The following is a 12,649-nucleotide window of genomic DNA, read 5'->3' as shown; positions in this document are numbered from 1 at the left end:
GCGAGTCTGAATCCGCCAAGCACCTCCCGGGGGCGGTAAGTTGCAGTTGGCGTCGGAAACGCGAGGAGGAACGTGACCGAGGAAACCGAGACGCGTGCGGAGGGTGTAGCGGGCATCCGCGACGTGGTGAGCATCAGGCTCCCCGCCGCGAGTGCTTACCTGTCGGTGCTGCGCACGGCCACCGCCGGCCTGGCCGCCCGGCTTGACTTCACCCTGGACGAGATCGAAGATCTGCGCATCGCGGTCGACGAGGCGTGCGCCATGTTGCTGAGCGAGGCGGTTCCGGGCACCGACCTGACCGCCGAGTTCGAGCTGACCGGCGACGTGATGAAGGTCAGCGTCGAGGTGGCCACCGTCGGCAGCTCCGCCCCCAAGCGCGACGACTTCGCCTGGATGGTGCTGACCGCCCTGGCCGACGACGTCGACGCCGTGACCGACTCCCCCGACCGCATGGCGATCGTCCTGCGTAAGCGCCGAGGCGCAGCGAGGCCGGCGTGACGGAAAGGACTGGAGCCATGGCCACCAGCGAACACGCCGTGCCCGACAGGGTTCGCGCCCGCTTGCTCTTCGCCGAGCTGGCCGAGCTGGGTCCCGAGGAACCGCGACGCCAGCGCATCAGGGATGAGCTGGTCGAGCTTCACCTTCCGCTGGTCGAATACCTGGCCCGGCGCTTCCGCAACCGCGGCGAGTGGCTCGACGACCTCACCCAGGTCGCCACGATCGGCCTGATCAAGTCGATCGACCGGTTCGATCTCAAGCGCGGGGTGGAGTTCTCCACCTACGCCACGCCCACCATCGTCGGCGAGATCAAGCGGCACTTCCGCGACAAGGGCTGGGCGGTCCGGGTGCCGCGCCGCCTGCAGGAGCTGAAGCTCTCGCTGACGAAGGCGATCAGCGACCTGTCGCAGCGCGAGGGCCGCGCGCCCACCGTCGCCGAGCTCGCCGCCTACCTCAAGATGACCGAGGAGGAGGTGCTGGAGGGCCTGGAGTCGGCCAACGCCTACTCCACGGTGTCCCTCGACGCGCCCGACTCCGGCGACGACGACGCCCCCGCGGTGTCCGACTCACTGGGCATCGTGGACGAGTCGCTGGAGGGCGTCGAATACCGCGAGTCGCTCAAGCCGCTGCTCGAACGGCTGCCGCCGCGCGAGAAGCGCATCCTGCTGCTGCGATTCTTCGGGAACATGACGCAGTCGCAGATCGCGACCGAGCTGGGCATCTCGCAGATGCACGTGTCCCGGTTGCTGGCCCGTACCCTCGCCCAGTTGCGCGAGGGGCTGACCGCGGAGGACTAACCGTCCCCGTAGAGAGCATGGGTGGTGGGGGGCGCGAGCAGCGCCACCAGCCCGGTCAGGGCGACCACGATCAGCGGAACGCCGATCAGTGGCTGGTCCGACTGGATGAGCGTGACCCCGACGGGCAGCAGGAAGATCTGTGCCAGCACGCCCGGCGACCTCCCCCACCGCTCCGCCCGCAGCAGGCCGCCCCAGGCGACCCAGAGCAGCCCGGCCCCGATCAGCAGCCCGAAGGCCGACTCGGCGATGGCCGTGGTGAGGCTGTCAGGTGTGCTCACCACCGTCTCCACCGCGACGTAGATCCCGAGCCCGAGCGCGACGAGCCCCTCCAGGGCCACGACGACGGCGGCGACGAGCAAACTCCACGGACGCTTCGACACAGCCAAACCCTATCCGCCCCCGGGTCCGGTCCCGCCGGGGATGTTCCCCCACCCCGAACGGGTCGGCGATCAGCGGCTACGCTGGCGATATGCGCGCAATGTTGCTGGTCAATCCCAAGGCCACCACCACCAACGCCCGCACGAGGGACGTGTTGATCCGCGCGCTGGGCGCGGCCGTGGAGCTGTCGGTGGAGGAGACCGGCTACCGGGGGCACGCCGCGACGCTGGCGGCCACGGCCCGCGCCAAGGGCTTCGACGTGGTCGCGGTGCTCGGCGGCGACGGCACGATCAACGAGACCGTCAACGGCCTGCTCAACCCGGTCAACGGCCACGACGTCCCGCCGGCCGACGATCCGAGCTCCGGACGTCCGGGCCTCATCGTGATCCCCGGCGGCAGCGCGAACGTGTTCGCCCGCTCCCTCGGCCTGCCGAACGACCCGGTCGAGGCCACCGGCGCGGTCCTGGAGGCGCTGAGGGAGGGCCGGCGCCGGACCGTGGGCCTGGGGCAGGCCCTCTGGGAGGGAGAGAACCGGTACTTCACGTTCTGCGCGGGCATGGGCTACGACGCCGAGGTCGTACGGGCCGTGGAGGGCCTGCGGGGCACGGGGAGGAAGGCCACTCCTGCCCGGTATGTGAACACCGCTCTGCGGCACTATCTGGCCACGGACAAACGGCACGCCCCGATGACCCTGACCGGGCCGGGCATCCCGGCGGCCGCGGGCGTGTTCATGGCGATCATCACCAACACCTCGCCGTGGACGTACCTGGGGGCCAAGCCGGTGACGCCGACGCCCTGGGCGAGCTTCGAGACCGGGCTCGACCTGCTCGGGCTGAGGCGGATGGGGCCCGTCCAGATCGCCGGCCTGATCCGGCAGATCCTCACGGAGAGTGACGCCGTCCCGTCCGGCAAACACCTCGTCCAGCTGCACGACGAGGCCGAGTTCACCCTCACGGCCGACCGTCCCGTGGCCTTCCAGCTGGACGGGGACTACCTGGGCGAACGCGAATCCGTAACGTTCCGGTCTACCCCGAACGCGTTACAAGTTCTGGTCTAGCTGGTTACATTCGGTCATTGTGTGACGCATCCGACATCCATAACCGCCAAAACTTCGCCCCAACCCCCTTGCGTGCACTCTCCGTGGCTGGAAGGCTCAAGACTGACGTCGGAACGTAGGACCTTTAACAACCCCAAGGCCCTCCGGCCGTCAGGCGGACAACCCCGGTCCAACACCTGGATTCGGGTAATTGTTCGCGCGAGTTAGTGAAACTCTTCACAAAGTAGTAGCCGCACGGAGCCGACCAAAGGTTCCATCTACTAAGGAGTGGACGCATGGACTGGCGCCACCGAGCTGCCTGCCGTGACGTGGACCCCGAGCTGTTCTTCCCGATCGGCAACACCGGCCCTGCCCTGATGCAGATCGAAGAGGCCAAGCAGGTCTGCCGGTCCTGCCCGGCCGTCGACGCCTGCCTGAAGTGGGCGCTGGAGTCCGGACAGGACGCCGGCGTCTGGGGCGGCCTGAGCGAGGACGAGCGCCGCGCCCTCAAGCGCCGCACCGCCCGCGCCCGTGCCCGCGCCTCCGCCTGATCTGCCCAGCCTGATCTGCCCCACCTGATCCACACCTCCGATCGACCCTGCCTTCCCCGCAGGAGCCGCCCAGCTTGGCGTGATCGACGTTTCCGCCAAGACCCCGTCGCGTCGCGTACGCGGCGGCCAGGCTCGTACGGACCGGGCGCCGCCCCTGAAGGGCGGTCGCCCGGCCCCACGGAGCCTCACGCGGACGGCAACGGGATCGACAACCCCACGTGCGTGCCGCCGCCCTCCCGCGGCTCGATCGTGAGCTTGCCCGACAGCTCCCCCTCCACCAGCGTGCGGACGATCTGCAGCCCGAGACTGGTGGACTTGTCGAGGTCGAAGTCCGCCGGAAGGCCGCGCCCGTCGTCCCAGACGGTGACGTTGAGCCGGTCGGGGGCGGGCTCGACCAGCACCTCCATCCGCTTGGGACGCCCGTGCTGCAACGCGTTCTGCAGCAGCTCGGTCAGCGCCATGGCCAGCGGCGTGGCGATGAGCGAGGGCAGCACGCCGAACGCGCCCACCCGGCGGGGCGTGACCGCCGCCTCGGCCGCCGACACCTCGCCCGCCATCGCGATCACCCGGTCGGCGATCTCGTCGAAGTCGACGAACTCCTCCGGCGCGTGCGACAGCGTCTCGTGCACGATGGCGATCGAGCCGACCCGGCGCACGGCCTCCTCCAGCGCCTCGCGGCCCTCGGGCACCTGCAGGCGCCGCGCCTGGAGCCGCAGCAGGGCGGCGACCGTCTGGAGGTTGTTCTTCACGCGGTGGTGGATCTCGCGGATCGTGGCGTCCTTGGTCATCAGCTCGCGCTCGCGCCGCCGCAGCTCGGTGACGTCCCTTATGAGGACGAGCGCGCCGATGCGACCGCCGCCGACGATCAGCGGGATGGCTCTGAGCTGCACGATCGTGCCGCCCGACTCGACCTCGGTCTCCTTGGCCGCGCGCCCGCTGGCCACGATCATCAGGTCTTCGTTGATCGGCTCGTCGGAGTAGCACAGCGTCGCCGTCACCCGGCCCAGCTCGGCGCCGACCAGGTCGGCGTGCAGGCCCAGCCGCCGGTAGGCCGACAACGCGTTGGGCGAGGCGTAGGTGACCCGCCCGGCCCGGTCGAGCCGCAGCAGGCCGTCGCCGACGCGGGGCGAGCGGACCAGGATCGGCTCCTCCCCCGAGAACGGGAAGCGCCCCTCGGCCACCATCTGCGCCAGGTCGGACGCGCTCTGGAGGTAGGTCAGCTCCAGCCGGGACGGGGTGCGGGCCGAGGACAGGTTCGTGGAGCGCTGGATCACCCCGAGGAAGCGGCCCTCGCCGTTGTCGACCGCCCGGCGCACCGGGATCGTCTCCTCGCGCACCGGGACCCCCGTGGACCAGTCGGGGTCACCCTCGCGGCAGATGCGGCGCTCGTTCCAGGCGGTGTCGATGAGGTGGCGCTCGCCCTTGGCGGCCACGCTGCCGACGATGTCGTCGTGGTAGACGGTGGGGCCGGTGGTGGGGCGCATCTGGGCGATGGCGATCCAGCCGTTCTCACCGAGCAGCGGCGCCCACAGGATGAGGTCGGCGAAGGACAGGTCGGCCAGCAGCTGCCAGTCGGAGACCAGCGAGTGCAGCCAGTCGAGGTCCGCCTCGTCGAGTGCGGTGTGGCGGGCGACGAGGTCGCTGAGAGTCGGCACGAGTGCATCATGCGTGCTTTCGCCGCCAAGAGCCAAACCGACCCCCTGATCGAATGCCCAGCTCCTGGCCGGGGAAGGACTCCGCACGGCGGGACACGGGCGCGGCACGGGTGCGGCACCGTGCACCCGGCGTGACTTTCGGGGAATCTCATACTGTGAGAACCGTCACACGGCGGGATCGCTCGATCCCCACGACGGGGCTTCGCGGGCATTGCCGGAGGTGATCGACACGGGCGGGTGGCTCCTCGACGACGCGGGCCTGACACCGGCCTCGGTTGCGATCGCGCACGCTGCTGTGGATATCCTTCACAATCAGTCTGAGCTGCCCGGATTCGCGCGTACTTGGCGGTGTGCGCGCTCCGTGCGGATATGCCGTCCTCCCAGGTGGTTGACCGCTCGGGCCGATATGAGTTCCGATGATCTCGCGGTGATCAGACACGCCCTCACCGCCGTGCCAGAAGTGAAGGTGAGAGCGTGACCGACGACGGCCCCCGCGTTCCCAAGTACTACGACGTGAAACGCAGTCTTCTGGAGCTCACCAAGAGCCTGTCCGCGGGCACCGCCCTTCCTCCCGAGCGCACGCTGGCCGTGCGGTTCGAGACCTCGCGCACCACCGTCCGCCAGGCGCTGACCGAGCTGGTCGTGGAGGGCAGGCTGCTGCGCATCCAGGGCAAGGGCACGTTCGTGGCCCAGCCGAAGGTGGCGCAGGTGCTCCAGCTCACCTCCTACATCGGCGACCTGCGCACGGCGGGCCTGGAGCCGGACACGAAGATCCTGGAGATCGGCTACATCACCGCGGACGAGGCCCTGGCGCGGCGGCTGGCCATCAACCCCGGCGGCCGGGTGCTGCGCATCCACCGGCTCCGGCTGGCCAACGGCGAGCCGGTCTCGATCGACACCACCCACCTGTCCGCGCGGCGCTTCCCCGCCTGCGGCGGGAGCTGGAGGTGCACGCCTCCCTGTACGAGACGCTGCACAACGCCTACAACGTACGGCTCACGGACGCCGAGGAGATCATCGAGACCGTGCTCGCCACCCCGTACGACGCCAAGGCCCTGGGCGTGGACGTCGGCCTGCCGATGTTGCTGCTGACCCGCCACGCCTTCGACGCCGACGGCCACCCGGTGGAGTGGGCGCAGTCCCTCTACCGCGGCGACCGGTACAAGTTCGTCACGCGCCTGCGGCGTCCCTGACCGGGATGGCGGACGGCGGCTTCTAGGCTGGGACGATGAGCGTTCTCGTCGTGTCCGGCACCGACTTCGGCGTGGGCAAGACCGTCGTGACGGCAGCGGTGGCCGCCCTGGCCAGGGAGCGGGGGTCGTCCGTCGCCGTGGTGAAGCCGGCGCAGACCGGCGGCGGGCGCGACCTCGACGAGGTGATCCGGCTCTCCGGCGTGAGCACCACGTTCGAGCTGGCGCGTTTCGGCGAGCCGCGCTCGCCGGCCGCCGCGGCGCGGGTGGCCGGGGTGCCGCCGGTGTCGCTGACGGCCGCCGCCCGGTTCGTCGAGGAGCTGGCCGAGAGCAACCGGCTGGTCGTCGTGGAGGGCACCGGCGGCCTGCTGGTGCGGTTCGACGAGGACGGCGCGACGATCGCCGACCTGGCCCGGCTGGTGGGCGCGCAGGTGCTGGTGGTGGCGGGGGCCGGGGCCGGCACGCTCAACCACACGGCGCTGACCCTGGAGGCGCTGGCGCACCGGGGGCTCGACCTGGCGGGCGTGGTGATCGGGCGCTGGCCGGAGGAGGCCGGGATCGACGAGCGGAGCAACGTCGCCGACCTGGAGATGCTGGCCGCGCGGCCGCTGGCGGGAGTACTGCCCGAAGGGGTCGGGCGACTCGGCCGCGAGGCGTTCGCCCGGTCGGCGCGCGAGGGGCTGGGCGCCACGCTGGGCGGTTCCTTCGACCCGTCCGCCTTCAAGCGGCGGGTGGGGGTGCTCTAGCAGCCGGCCTCGGGCAGGCGGCAGACCTTGACGGTCATCTGGCGCGCCTGGTCGATCAGCCCGCGGAAGCCCTTGAGCGGCAGGCTTCTGGTGGGCCAGGCCGACTCGCCGACGATGTAGAGGGCCGCGCCGCGCCTGACCGCGACCGCGTGCTCGCCGCTCTCGAAGAACCGGCCGCCGGCGCGCAGGCCGTCGTCGCCCACGTCCAGGGGCTTGCTGAAGTAGCGGTGGCGGTTGACGCCCTTGCCCACGTCGGCGCAGCGCCTGAGGTCCGCGCGCAGGATGCGCATGGCGGCCTTGGCGTGCCGGACGCTCCGGTAGACGACGAGCTGCTCGTACTTCATCTCGTCCTCGCTGGAGTAGAGGACGGCCCGCGCCTCCAGCCGGCCGCCGTCCCGCCGCCGGTAGGACAGGCACGGGTCGAGCTGGAGCGGCAGCGCGACGGAGTTCTTGACGGTGTAGGTCTCCCACTGCTTGGCGGGCGGGTGCTTCTCCAGGAACAACATGCCGGGCGGTAACCCGCCCAGGACCGTGGACGCGGCCGCCAGCGCGGCGACCCCTGCTGCGAACATGCGAACCTCCCCTTGCTCTGTTTTGGAGTGAGATGTTCTGTGTGCGGCAATTGTTCGAGGGTGGGGTTAGCTCTACCGTCCACCGGCACACCAGGCCCATTTCGTGGAGGTCTGGTGGGTCAATACCTTTGACGCATGAAAGTCCCCCGTCCCTGGTCGGCGCGTGCCTGGCTCGACACGTCGCACGTGATGATCGGGCTGCCGGTCGCCATGGTGCTCGGCGGGCTGACGCTGGTGCTGGCCGTGGCCCCGCCGGTGCTGCGGCGCGGCGTCCCGGTCTTCACCCGGGTGCAGCGGTCCAGGTTCGCGGCCTTCCTCGACGTACGCATCCCGCCGCCGGTGGCGCCGGCCGGCTGGCGCAGGGCGGCCACCTGGCGGCAGATCGCCTACCACCTGCTGTCGCCCTTCGTGGGCGCGGCGGCGGCTTTCCTCGTCGCGCTGGCGTGGGGCGGGGCCGTGGTGGGGCTGCTGTCGTTCGTGCCGCCGCGGGTGCAGGCGCCGCCGCTGGTGTTCCTCGTCGATCTGCGCGATCCGGTCATCGTGGGGATCTCCATGGCGACCGGTCTGGTGCTGCTGCTGCTCGCCCCGGTCCTGGCCAGGGGCATGGCGTCGCTCGACCTGTCGGTGGCGCGCACGCTGCTCGGGCCCAGCCGCAACGAGCTGGGGCAGCGCATCGAGACGCTGACCGAGAGCCGGGCCGGGGTGATCGACGCCGCCGACGCCGAGCGCCGCAGGATCGAGCGCGACCTGCACGACGGCGCCCAGCAGCGCCTGGTCTCGCTCGCCATGAACCTCGGCCTGGCCAGGGCCACCCTCACCGACCTGCCCGAGCCCGCCCGTGAGGCGATCGAACGGGCCCACGAGGAGGCCAAGCAGGCGCTCAAGGAGCTGCGCGACTTCGTCCGCGGCCTGCATCCGGCCGTGCTCAACGACCAGGGGCTCGACGCGGCGCTGTCCGGCGTCGCGGCCCGCGCCCCTCTCCCCGTACGCCTGCGCGTCGACATCGACCGGCGCGCCTCCCCGACCATCGAGGCGGTGGCCTTCTTCATCGTGTCCGAAGCACTGACCAACATCGCCAAACACTCCGCCGCGACCAGGGCCGAGGTGATGGTCCGGCGCGAGCGCGACCGCCTGCACGTGCTCGTCCACGACGACGGCTGCGGCGGCGCCCGGCTCGACGGCGGCACCGGCCTGCGCGGCCTGGCCCAGCGCATCGACTCCGTGGACGGGACGCTGCGCCTGTCCAGCCCGTTCGGCGGGCCGACCACGATCGAGGTGGAGCTGCCGTGCGAGTAGTGCTGGCCGAGGACTCCGTCCTGCTGCGCGAGGGGCTGATCAGGCTGCTCGACGCGTCCGGCATGCGGGTGGTGGCGGCCGTGGACGAGGCCGAGGGCCTGCTGCGGGCCGTCGAGGAGCACCGGCCGGAGCTGGTGATCACCGACGTCCGGATGCCGCCCACGCACACCGACGAGGGGCTGCGCGCCGCTCTCGTGCTGCGCCGCCAGCATCCCGGCCTGGCCGTGCTGGTGCTCTCCCAGTACGTCGAGGAACGCTACGCCGCCCGCCTGCTGGCCACCGCGACCGGCGGCGTCGGCTACCTGCTCAAGGACCGGGTGGCCGACGTGGCCGAGTTCATCGACGCCCTGCGCAGGGTCGCCGGCGGCGGCACCGCCCTCGACCCCGAGGTCGTCGCCCAGCTCCTGCTGCGCGGCGACAGCGACCCGCTGGAACGGCTGACGCCACGCGAGCACGAGGTGCTCAAGCTCATGGCCGAGGGCCGCTCGAACGCCGGCATCGGCCAGGCGCTCGTGCTCAGCGAGGGCGCCGTGGGCAAGCACATCGGCAACATCTTCACCAAGCTCGACCTGCCCCTCGCGGAGGGCGATCACCGCCGGGTGCTCGCCGTCCTGCAGTTCCTCAAGATCAGGAGCATGCCGTGAGGACCATCTGGCTGACGGCGGGGGCCATGGCGACGGTGGCCGCCCTGCTGCTGTCCGTCCTGCTGGTCTGGAACGGGTTCGCCCGGGCCACCGCGCCGCAGGAGACGCGGGCCAGGTCTGTCCCGTTCACGCTGGACACGCTGAAGGTCACCACGGGCAGCGGCGAGGTGAACGTCGAGATCGTGCCGGGCCCCGCGGGAGAGCTGACGATCTACCGGTCCGTGGGGTGGACCTCGATCGACCGGCCGGTGATCACCGAGGACTGGAACGGCGACACCCTGCGGCTGGACATCCGGTGCGGGACCGCGCCCCGGCCGGACGGTCCCGTGTGCCAGGCGGACTACACGCTGCTGGTGCCCTTCGAGACCGGGGTCGATGCCCGTACGACCGTCGGCGACCTCGCGGTCAGCAACGTGGTCGGCGCCGTGCGGCTGACGACCGTGTCGGGGAACGTGCGGGCCGACGGGGTCACCGGCGAGGTCTGGGCCAGGTCCGGTTCCGGGTCCGTCTCCGGCAACTCGATGCTCGGCGGCCAGGCCGACGTCGAGACCGGCTCGGGCGACGTACGGCTCGACTTCGCCAACCCGCCCCTCACGGTCAGGGCCGTCGCGCGGGCCACCGGCGACGTGGACCTGCGGCTGCCGCCGGAGACCTACGACGTGACGACCGAGGGCCGCCGCACCGAGGTGGAGGTCGACGCGGCGAAGGGCGCGCCCAGGAAGATCGAGGCACGGGCGCCGCTCGGGTCCGTCCGCGTCTGCTGCGGATAGTGGAGATCGTCTAGGTTTGTAACCCGGCGACATCACCCGAAGGAGCCTTCATGGCCGGGATCGACACCAGCGTCCCCCACTCCGCCCGCATCTGGAACTACTGGCTCGGCGGTAAGGACAACTACGAGGTCGACAGGATCGCGGGCGACGAGTTCCTGAAGATCTTCCCAGGCATGCGCGAGGGCGCCCGCGAGTCCAGGGCGTTCCTGAGGCGCACGATCGCGTACCTGACGGCCGAGGCCGGGATCCGGCAGTTCCTCGACATCGGCACCGGCCTGCCCACCGCCGACAACACCCACGAGATCGCCCAGAGCCTGGCGCCGGAGTCCAGGGTCGTCTACGTCGACAACGACCCGCTCGTGCTGGCCCACGCCCGCGCCCTGCTGGTCGGCACGCCCGAGGGCGCGACCGACTACATCGACGCCGACGTGCGCGACCCCGGCGTGATCCTCCGTGCGGCCGCCAAGACCCTCGACCTCGGCCGGCCGGTCGCCCTCAACCTGAGCGGCATCATGGGCCACATCACCGACGACGAGAGCGCCCTCGCGATCGTCGGCGAGCTCCTGGACGCCCTGCCCGCCGGCAGCTACCTGGCGCTCAACGACGGCACGAACGTGCACAGCCAGGCCAACAGGGACGCCCACGACCGGTACAACGACAGCGGCGCGCTGCCGTACGTGCAGCGCAGCCCCGAACAGATCGCGCGCTTCTTCGACGGCCTGGAGCTCGTCGAGCCCGGTCTGGTGTCGGTGTCGCGCTGGCGACCGGCGACCGTGGGCGTGCCCGACGAGGTGGAGGGCTACGGCGCGGTCGGACGCAAGCCTTAAGATCTGTTTACTCTTATCACTGGTTGGTAAGTTCCCGGCATGGAGTCTGCGAAGCACGCCGGTGACGTCGCCGTCGCCGTGTCCAAGGCCTACGGCGTCGAGACCATGTTCACGCTCTCGGGAGGCCACGTCTTCCCGCTGTACGACGGCGCGGTCCACGAGGGCATGCGCATCCTCGACGTGCGCCACGAACAGAGCGCGGTCTTCGCCGCCGAGGCGACGGCCCGGCTGACCAGGAAGCCCGGCCTGGCCGTGCTGACCGCCGGGCCCGGCATCACCAACGGCGTCAGCGGCATCGCGACCGCGCACTTCAACGGCTCACCGGTGGTCGTCATGGGCGGCCGCGCGCCACAGTCGCGCTGGGGCAGCGGCGCCCTGCAGGAGATGGACCACCCGCCGCTGCTCGGCCCGATCACCAAGCTGTCGTTCACCGCCTCCGGCGCCGACTCGATCGGCCAGGACGTCGAGTCGGCCTTCCGCACCGCCGTCGCGCCCCAGCGCGGCCCGGTCTTCCTCGACTTCTACATGGACCACCTGTTCGCCCCCTCGCCCGCCCACGAGGTGCACACGCAGTCGCCCTCGCCGCTGGAGCCCGACCCCGACGACCTGGCCGCCATCGCCCGGCTGCTGTCCGAGGCCGAGCGCCCGGTGCTGGTCTACGGCTCCGACGTGTGGATGGACCGGGCCGAGGAGGCCGCGCGCGACTTCGCCGAGAACTGGCGGCTGCCGGTCATCCCCAACGGCCAGGGCCGCGGCATCCTGCCCGCCGGGCACGAGCTGCTCGTCACCCGCGCCCGCGGTCTGGCCTTCTCCCAGGCCGACCTGGTCATCGTGATCGGCGCCCCGCTCGACTTCCGGCTCGGCTACGGCTGGTTCGGCGGCAAGGACGGCGCGCCGCTGGCCCGCGTCGTGCACATCGCCGACGCGCCCTCGCAGCTCGCCACCCACATGCAGCCCGCCGCCAAGGCCGCGGGCGACCTGTCGGTGGTGTTGTGGAGCCTCGGCGCGGCCTGCGGCGACGCGGGGGTCAAGCCCAGCTCGTACGCGCCCTGGTTGTCGACGCTGTCCGAGGCCGCCGCCGCAGCGATCGAGGACGACGCCGAGCTGCTGGCCGCCGACACCGACCCGATCCACCCTATGCGCATCTACGGCGAGCTGGGCAAGGTCCTGGCCGACGACGCCGTGGTGATCGGCGACGGCGGCGACTTCGTCTCCTACGCCGGCAAGTACGTCGAGCCCAGGCAGCCGGGCAACTGGCTCGACCCCGGCCCGTACGGGTGCCTCGGCACCGGGCTCGGCTACTCCATCGCCGCCCGCCTGGCCCGCCCGTCCGCGCAGGTCGTGCTCCTGCTCGGCGACGGCGCCGCCGGCTTCTCCCTGATGGACGTCGACACCCTCGTCCGCCACCGGCTGCCGGTCGTCATGATCTGCGGCAACAACGGCATGTGGGGCCTGGAGAAGCACCCCATGCAACTCCTGTACGGCTACGACGTGGCCGCCGACCTCCAGCCGCAGTGCCGCTACGACCAGGTCGTGACCGCCCTGGGCGGCGGCGGCGAGCTGGTCACCAAGCCGTCGGAGATCGGGCCGGCGCTGCGCAGGGCGTTCGACTCCGGCATCCCGTACATGGTGAACATCGCCACCGACCCGCAGGTCGCCTACCCCCGCAACACGACGGGGATCTGACCC

13 protein-coding genes and 1 pseudogene are annotated in these 12,649 nt (G+C 71.3%); 11 read left to right on the top strand and 3 right to left on the bottom strand.

Annotation, left to right across the window (positions count from 1 at the left end; genetic code table 11):
• The first annotated feature begins 72 nt into the window (after positions 1 to 72).
• Positions 73 to 498: an ATP-binding protein gene (locus ACNF49_RS11300; protein WP_352352342.1), complete on the top strand. Its 426-nt coding sequence runs from the start codon at positions 73 to 75 to the stop codon at positions 496 to 498.
• 17 nt (positions 499 to 515) lie between these two features.
• Entirely contained in the window at positions 516 to 1,295 is a 780-nt protein-coding gene (locus tag ACNF49_RS11295; RefSeq protein WP_352352343.1) for an RNA polymerase sigma factor SigF, read from the top strand.
• Here ACNF49_RS11295 and ACNF49_RS11290 read toward each other — a convergent pair.
• Positions 1,292 to 1,675, bottom strand: coding sequence for a hypothetical protein (locus tag ACNF49_RS11290; protein ID WP_482943631.1), 384 nt, complete (start codon positions 1,673 to 1,675; stop codon positions 1,292 to 1,294). The two genes, ACNF49_RS11295 and ACNF49_RS11290, sit on opposite strands and share 4 nt — an antisense overlap.
• A gap of 89 nt (positions 1,676 to 1,764) precedes the next feature.
• Here ACNF49_RS11290 and ACNF49_RS11285 point away from each other — a divergent pair, with 89 nt between their 5' ends.
• Together ACNF49_RS11285 and ACNF49_RS11280 are read left to right on the top strand one after the other, a co-directional pair.
• Positions 1,765 to 2,730, top strand: a complete 966-nt coding sequence (locus ACNF49_RS11285) for a diacylglycerol/lipid kinase family protein (RefSeq protein ID WP_482943630.1) — start codon at positions 1,765 to 1,767, stop codon at positions 2,728 to 2,730.
• 275 nt (positions 2,731 to 3,005) lie between these two features.
• Positions 3,006 to 3,260 carry a WhiB family transcriptional regulator gene (locus ACNF49_RS11280; RefSeq protein ID WP_113705541.1) on the top strand — a complete coding sequence of 85 codons (255 nt, stop codon included), beginning with the start codon at positions 3,006 to 3,008 and terminating at the stop codon, positions 3,258 to 3,260.
• Between the two features lie 185 nt (positions 3,261 to 3,445).
• On the opposite strand, the gene ACNF49_RS11275 is transcribed toward ACNF49_RS11280, so the two are convergent.
• Entirely contained in the window at positions 3,446 to 4,915 is a 1,470-nt protein-coding gene (locus ACNF49_RS11275; protein ID WP_357985039.1) for a histidine kinase N-terminal domain-containing protein, read from the bottom strand.
• 474 nt (positions 4,916 to 5,389) lie between these two features.
• Here ACNF49_RS11275 and ACNF49_RS11270 point away from each other — a divergent pair.
• A pseudogene (locus tag ACNF49_RS11270) lies at positions 5,390 to 6,108 on the top strand (GntR family transcriptional regulator).
• 35 nt (positions 6,109 to 6,143) lie between these two features.
• The gene (gene bioD, locus ACNF49_RS11265; RefSeq protein WP_357985045.1) at positions 6,144 to 6,851 is read left to right on the top strand and encodes a dethiobiotin synthase; all 708 of its coding nucleotides are present in this window, start codon (positions 6,144 to 6,146) and stop codon (positions 6,849 to 6,851) included.
• On the opposite strand, the gene ACNF49_RS11260 is transcribed toward bioD, so the two are convergent.
• On the bottom strand, positions 6,848 to 7,423 hold the full coding sequence (locus ACNF49_RS11260; protein ID WP_482943629.1) for a hypothetical protein: 576 nt from the start codon (positions 7,421 to 7,423) through the stop codon (positions 6,848 to 6,850). The genes bioD and ACNF49_RS11260 overlap by 4 nt on opposite strands.
• Positions 7,424 to 7,558: 135 nt before the next feature.
• Between ACNF49_RS11260 and ACNF49_RS11255 the strand changes: the two genes are divergently transcribed.
• Genes ACNF49_RS11255 through ACNF49_RS11235 form a run of 5 tightly spaced genes read left to right on the top strand, consistent with a single transcriptional unit; the run spans position 7,559 to position 12,646 of the window.
• The gene (locus ACNF49_RS11255; RefSeq protein WP_482943628.1) at positions 7,559 to 8,719 is read left to right on the top strand and encodes a sensor histidine kinase; all 1,161 of its coding nucleotides are present in this window, start codon (positions 7,559 to 7,561) and stop codon (positions 8,717 to 8,719) included.
• Entirely contained in the window at positions 8,710 to 9,363 is a 654-nt protein-coding gene (locus tag ACNF49_RS11250; protein WP_357985055.1) for a response regulator, read from the top strand. The genes ACNF49_RS11255 and ACNF49_RS11250 overlap by 10 nt, the downstream gene beginning before the upstream one ends.
• On the top strand, positions 9,360 to 10,133 hold the full coding sequence (locus ACNF49_RS11245) for a DUF4097 family beta strand repeat-containing protein (protein WP_482943627.1): 774 nt from the start codon (positions 9,360 to 9,362) through the stop codon (positions 10,131 to 10,133). Before ACNF49_RS11250 ends, ACNF49_RS11245 begins: the two co-directional genes overlap by 4 nt.
• Positions 10,134 to 10,183: 50 nt before the next feature.
• Positions 10,184 to 10,960, top strand: coding sequence for an SAM-dependent methyltransferase (locus ACNF49_RS11240; protein ID WP_482943626.1), 777 nt, complete (start codon positions 10,184 to 10,186; stop codon positions 10,958 to 10,960).
• A gap of 39 nt (positions 10,961 to 10,999) precedes the next feature.
• The gene (locus tag ACNF49_RS11235) at positions 11,000 to 12,646 is read left to right on the top strand and encodes an acetolactate synthase (RefSeq protein WP_482943625.1); all 1,647 of its coding nucleotides are present in this window, start codon (positions 11,000 to 11,002) and stop codon (positions 12,644 to 12,646) included.
• Positions 12,647 to 12,649: the final 3 nt, after the last annotated feature.

The sequence above is a fragment of the Actinomadura sp. ATCC 39365 genome (genome assembly GCF_054392275.1).
Note: the sequence above shows the minus strand (reverse complement) of the source record. Positions and strands in the feature narration are given on the sequence as shown.

Bases quoted from the DNA above. Each gene is read 5' to 3' on its own strand.
- ACNF49_RS11295 (WP_352352343.1), top strand. From the start codon at position 516: ATGGCCACCAGCGAACACGCCGTGCCCGACAGGGTTCGCGCCCGCTTG.
- ACNF49_RS11285 (WP_482943630.1), top strand. From the start codon at position 1,765: ATGCGCGCAATGTTGCTGGTCAATCCCAAGGCCACCACCACCAACGCC.
- ACNF49_RS11280 (WP_113705541.1), top strand. From the start codon at position 3,006: ATGGACTGGCGCCACCGAGCTGCCTGCCGTGACGTGGACCCCGAGCTG.
- bioD (WP_357985045.1), top strand. From the start codon at position 6,144: ATGAGCGTTCTCGTCGTGTCCGGCACCGACTTCGGCGTGGGCAAGACC.
- ACNF49_RS11260 (WP_482943629.1), bottom strand. From the start codon at position 7,423: ATGTTCGCAGCAGGGGTCGCCGCGCTGGCGGCCGCGTCCACGGTCCTG.
- ACNF49_RS11255 (WP_482943628.1), top strand. From the start codon at position 7,559: ATGAAAGTCCCCCGTCCCTGGTCGGCGCGTGCCTGGCTCGACACGTCG.
- ACNF49_RS11240 (WP_482943626.1), top strand. From the start codon at position 10,184: ATGGCCGGGATCGACACCAGCGTCCCCCACTCCGCCCGCATCTGGAAC.
- ACNF49_RS11235 (WP_482943625.1), top strand. From the start codon at position 11,000: ATGGAGTCTGCGAAGCACGCCGGTGACGTCGCCGTCGCCGTGTCCAAG.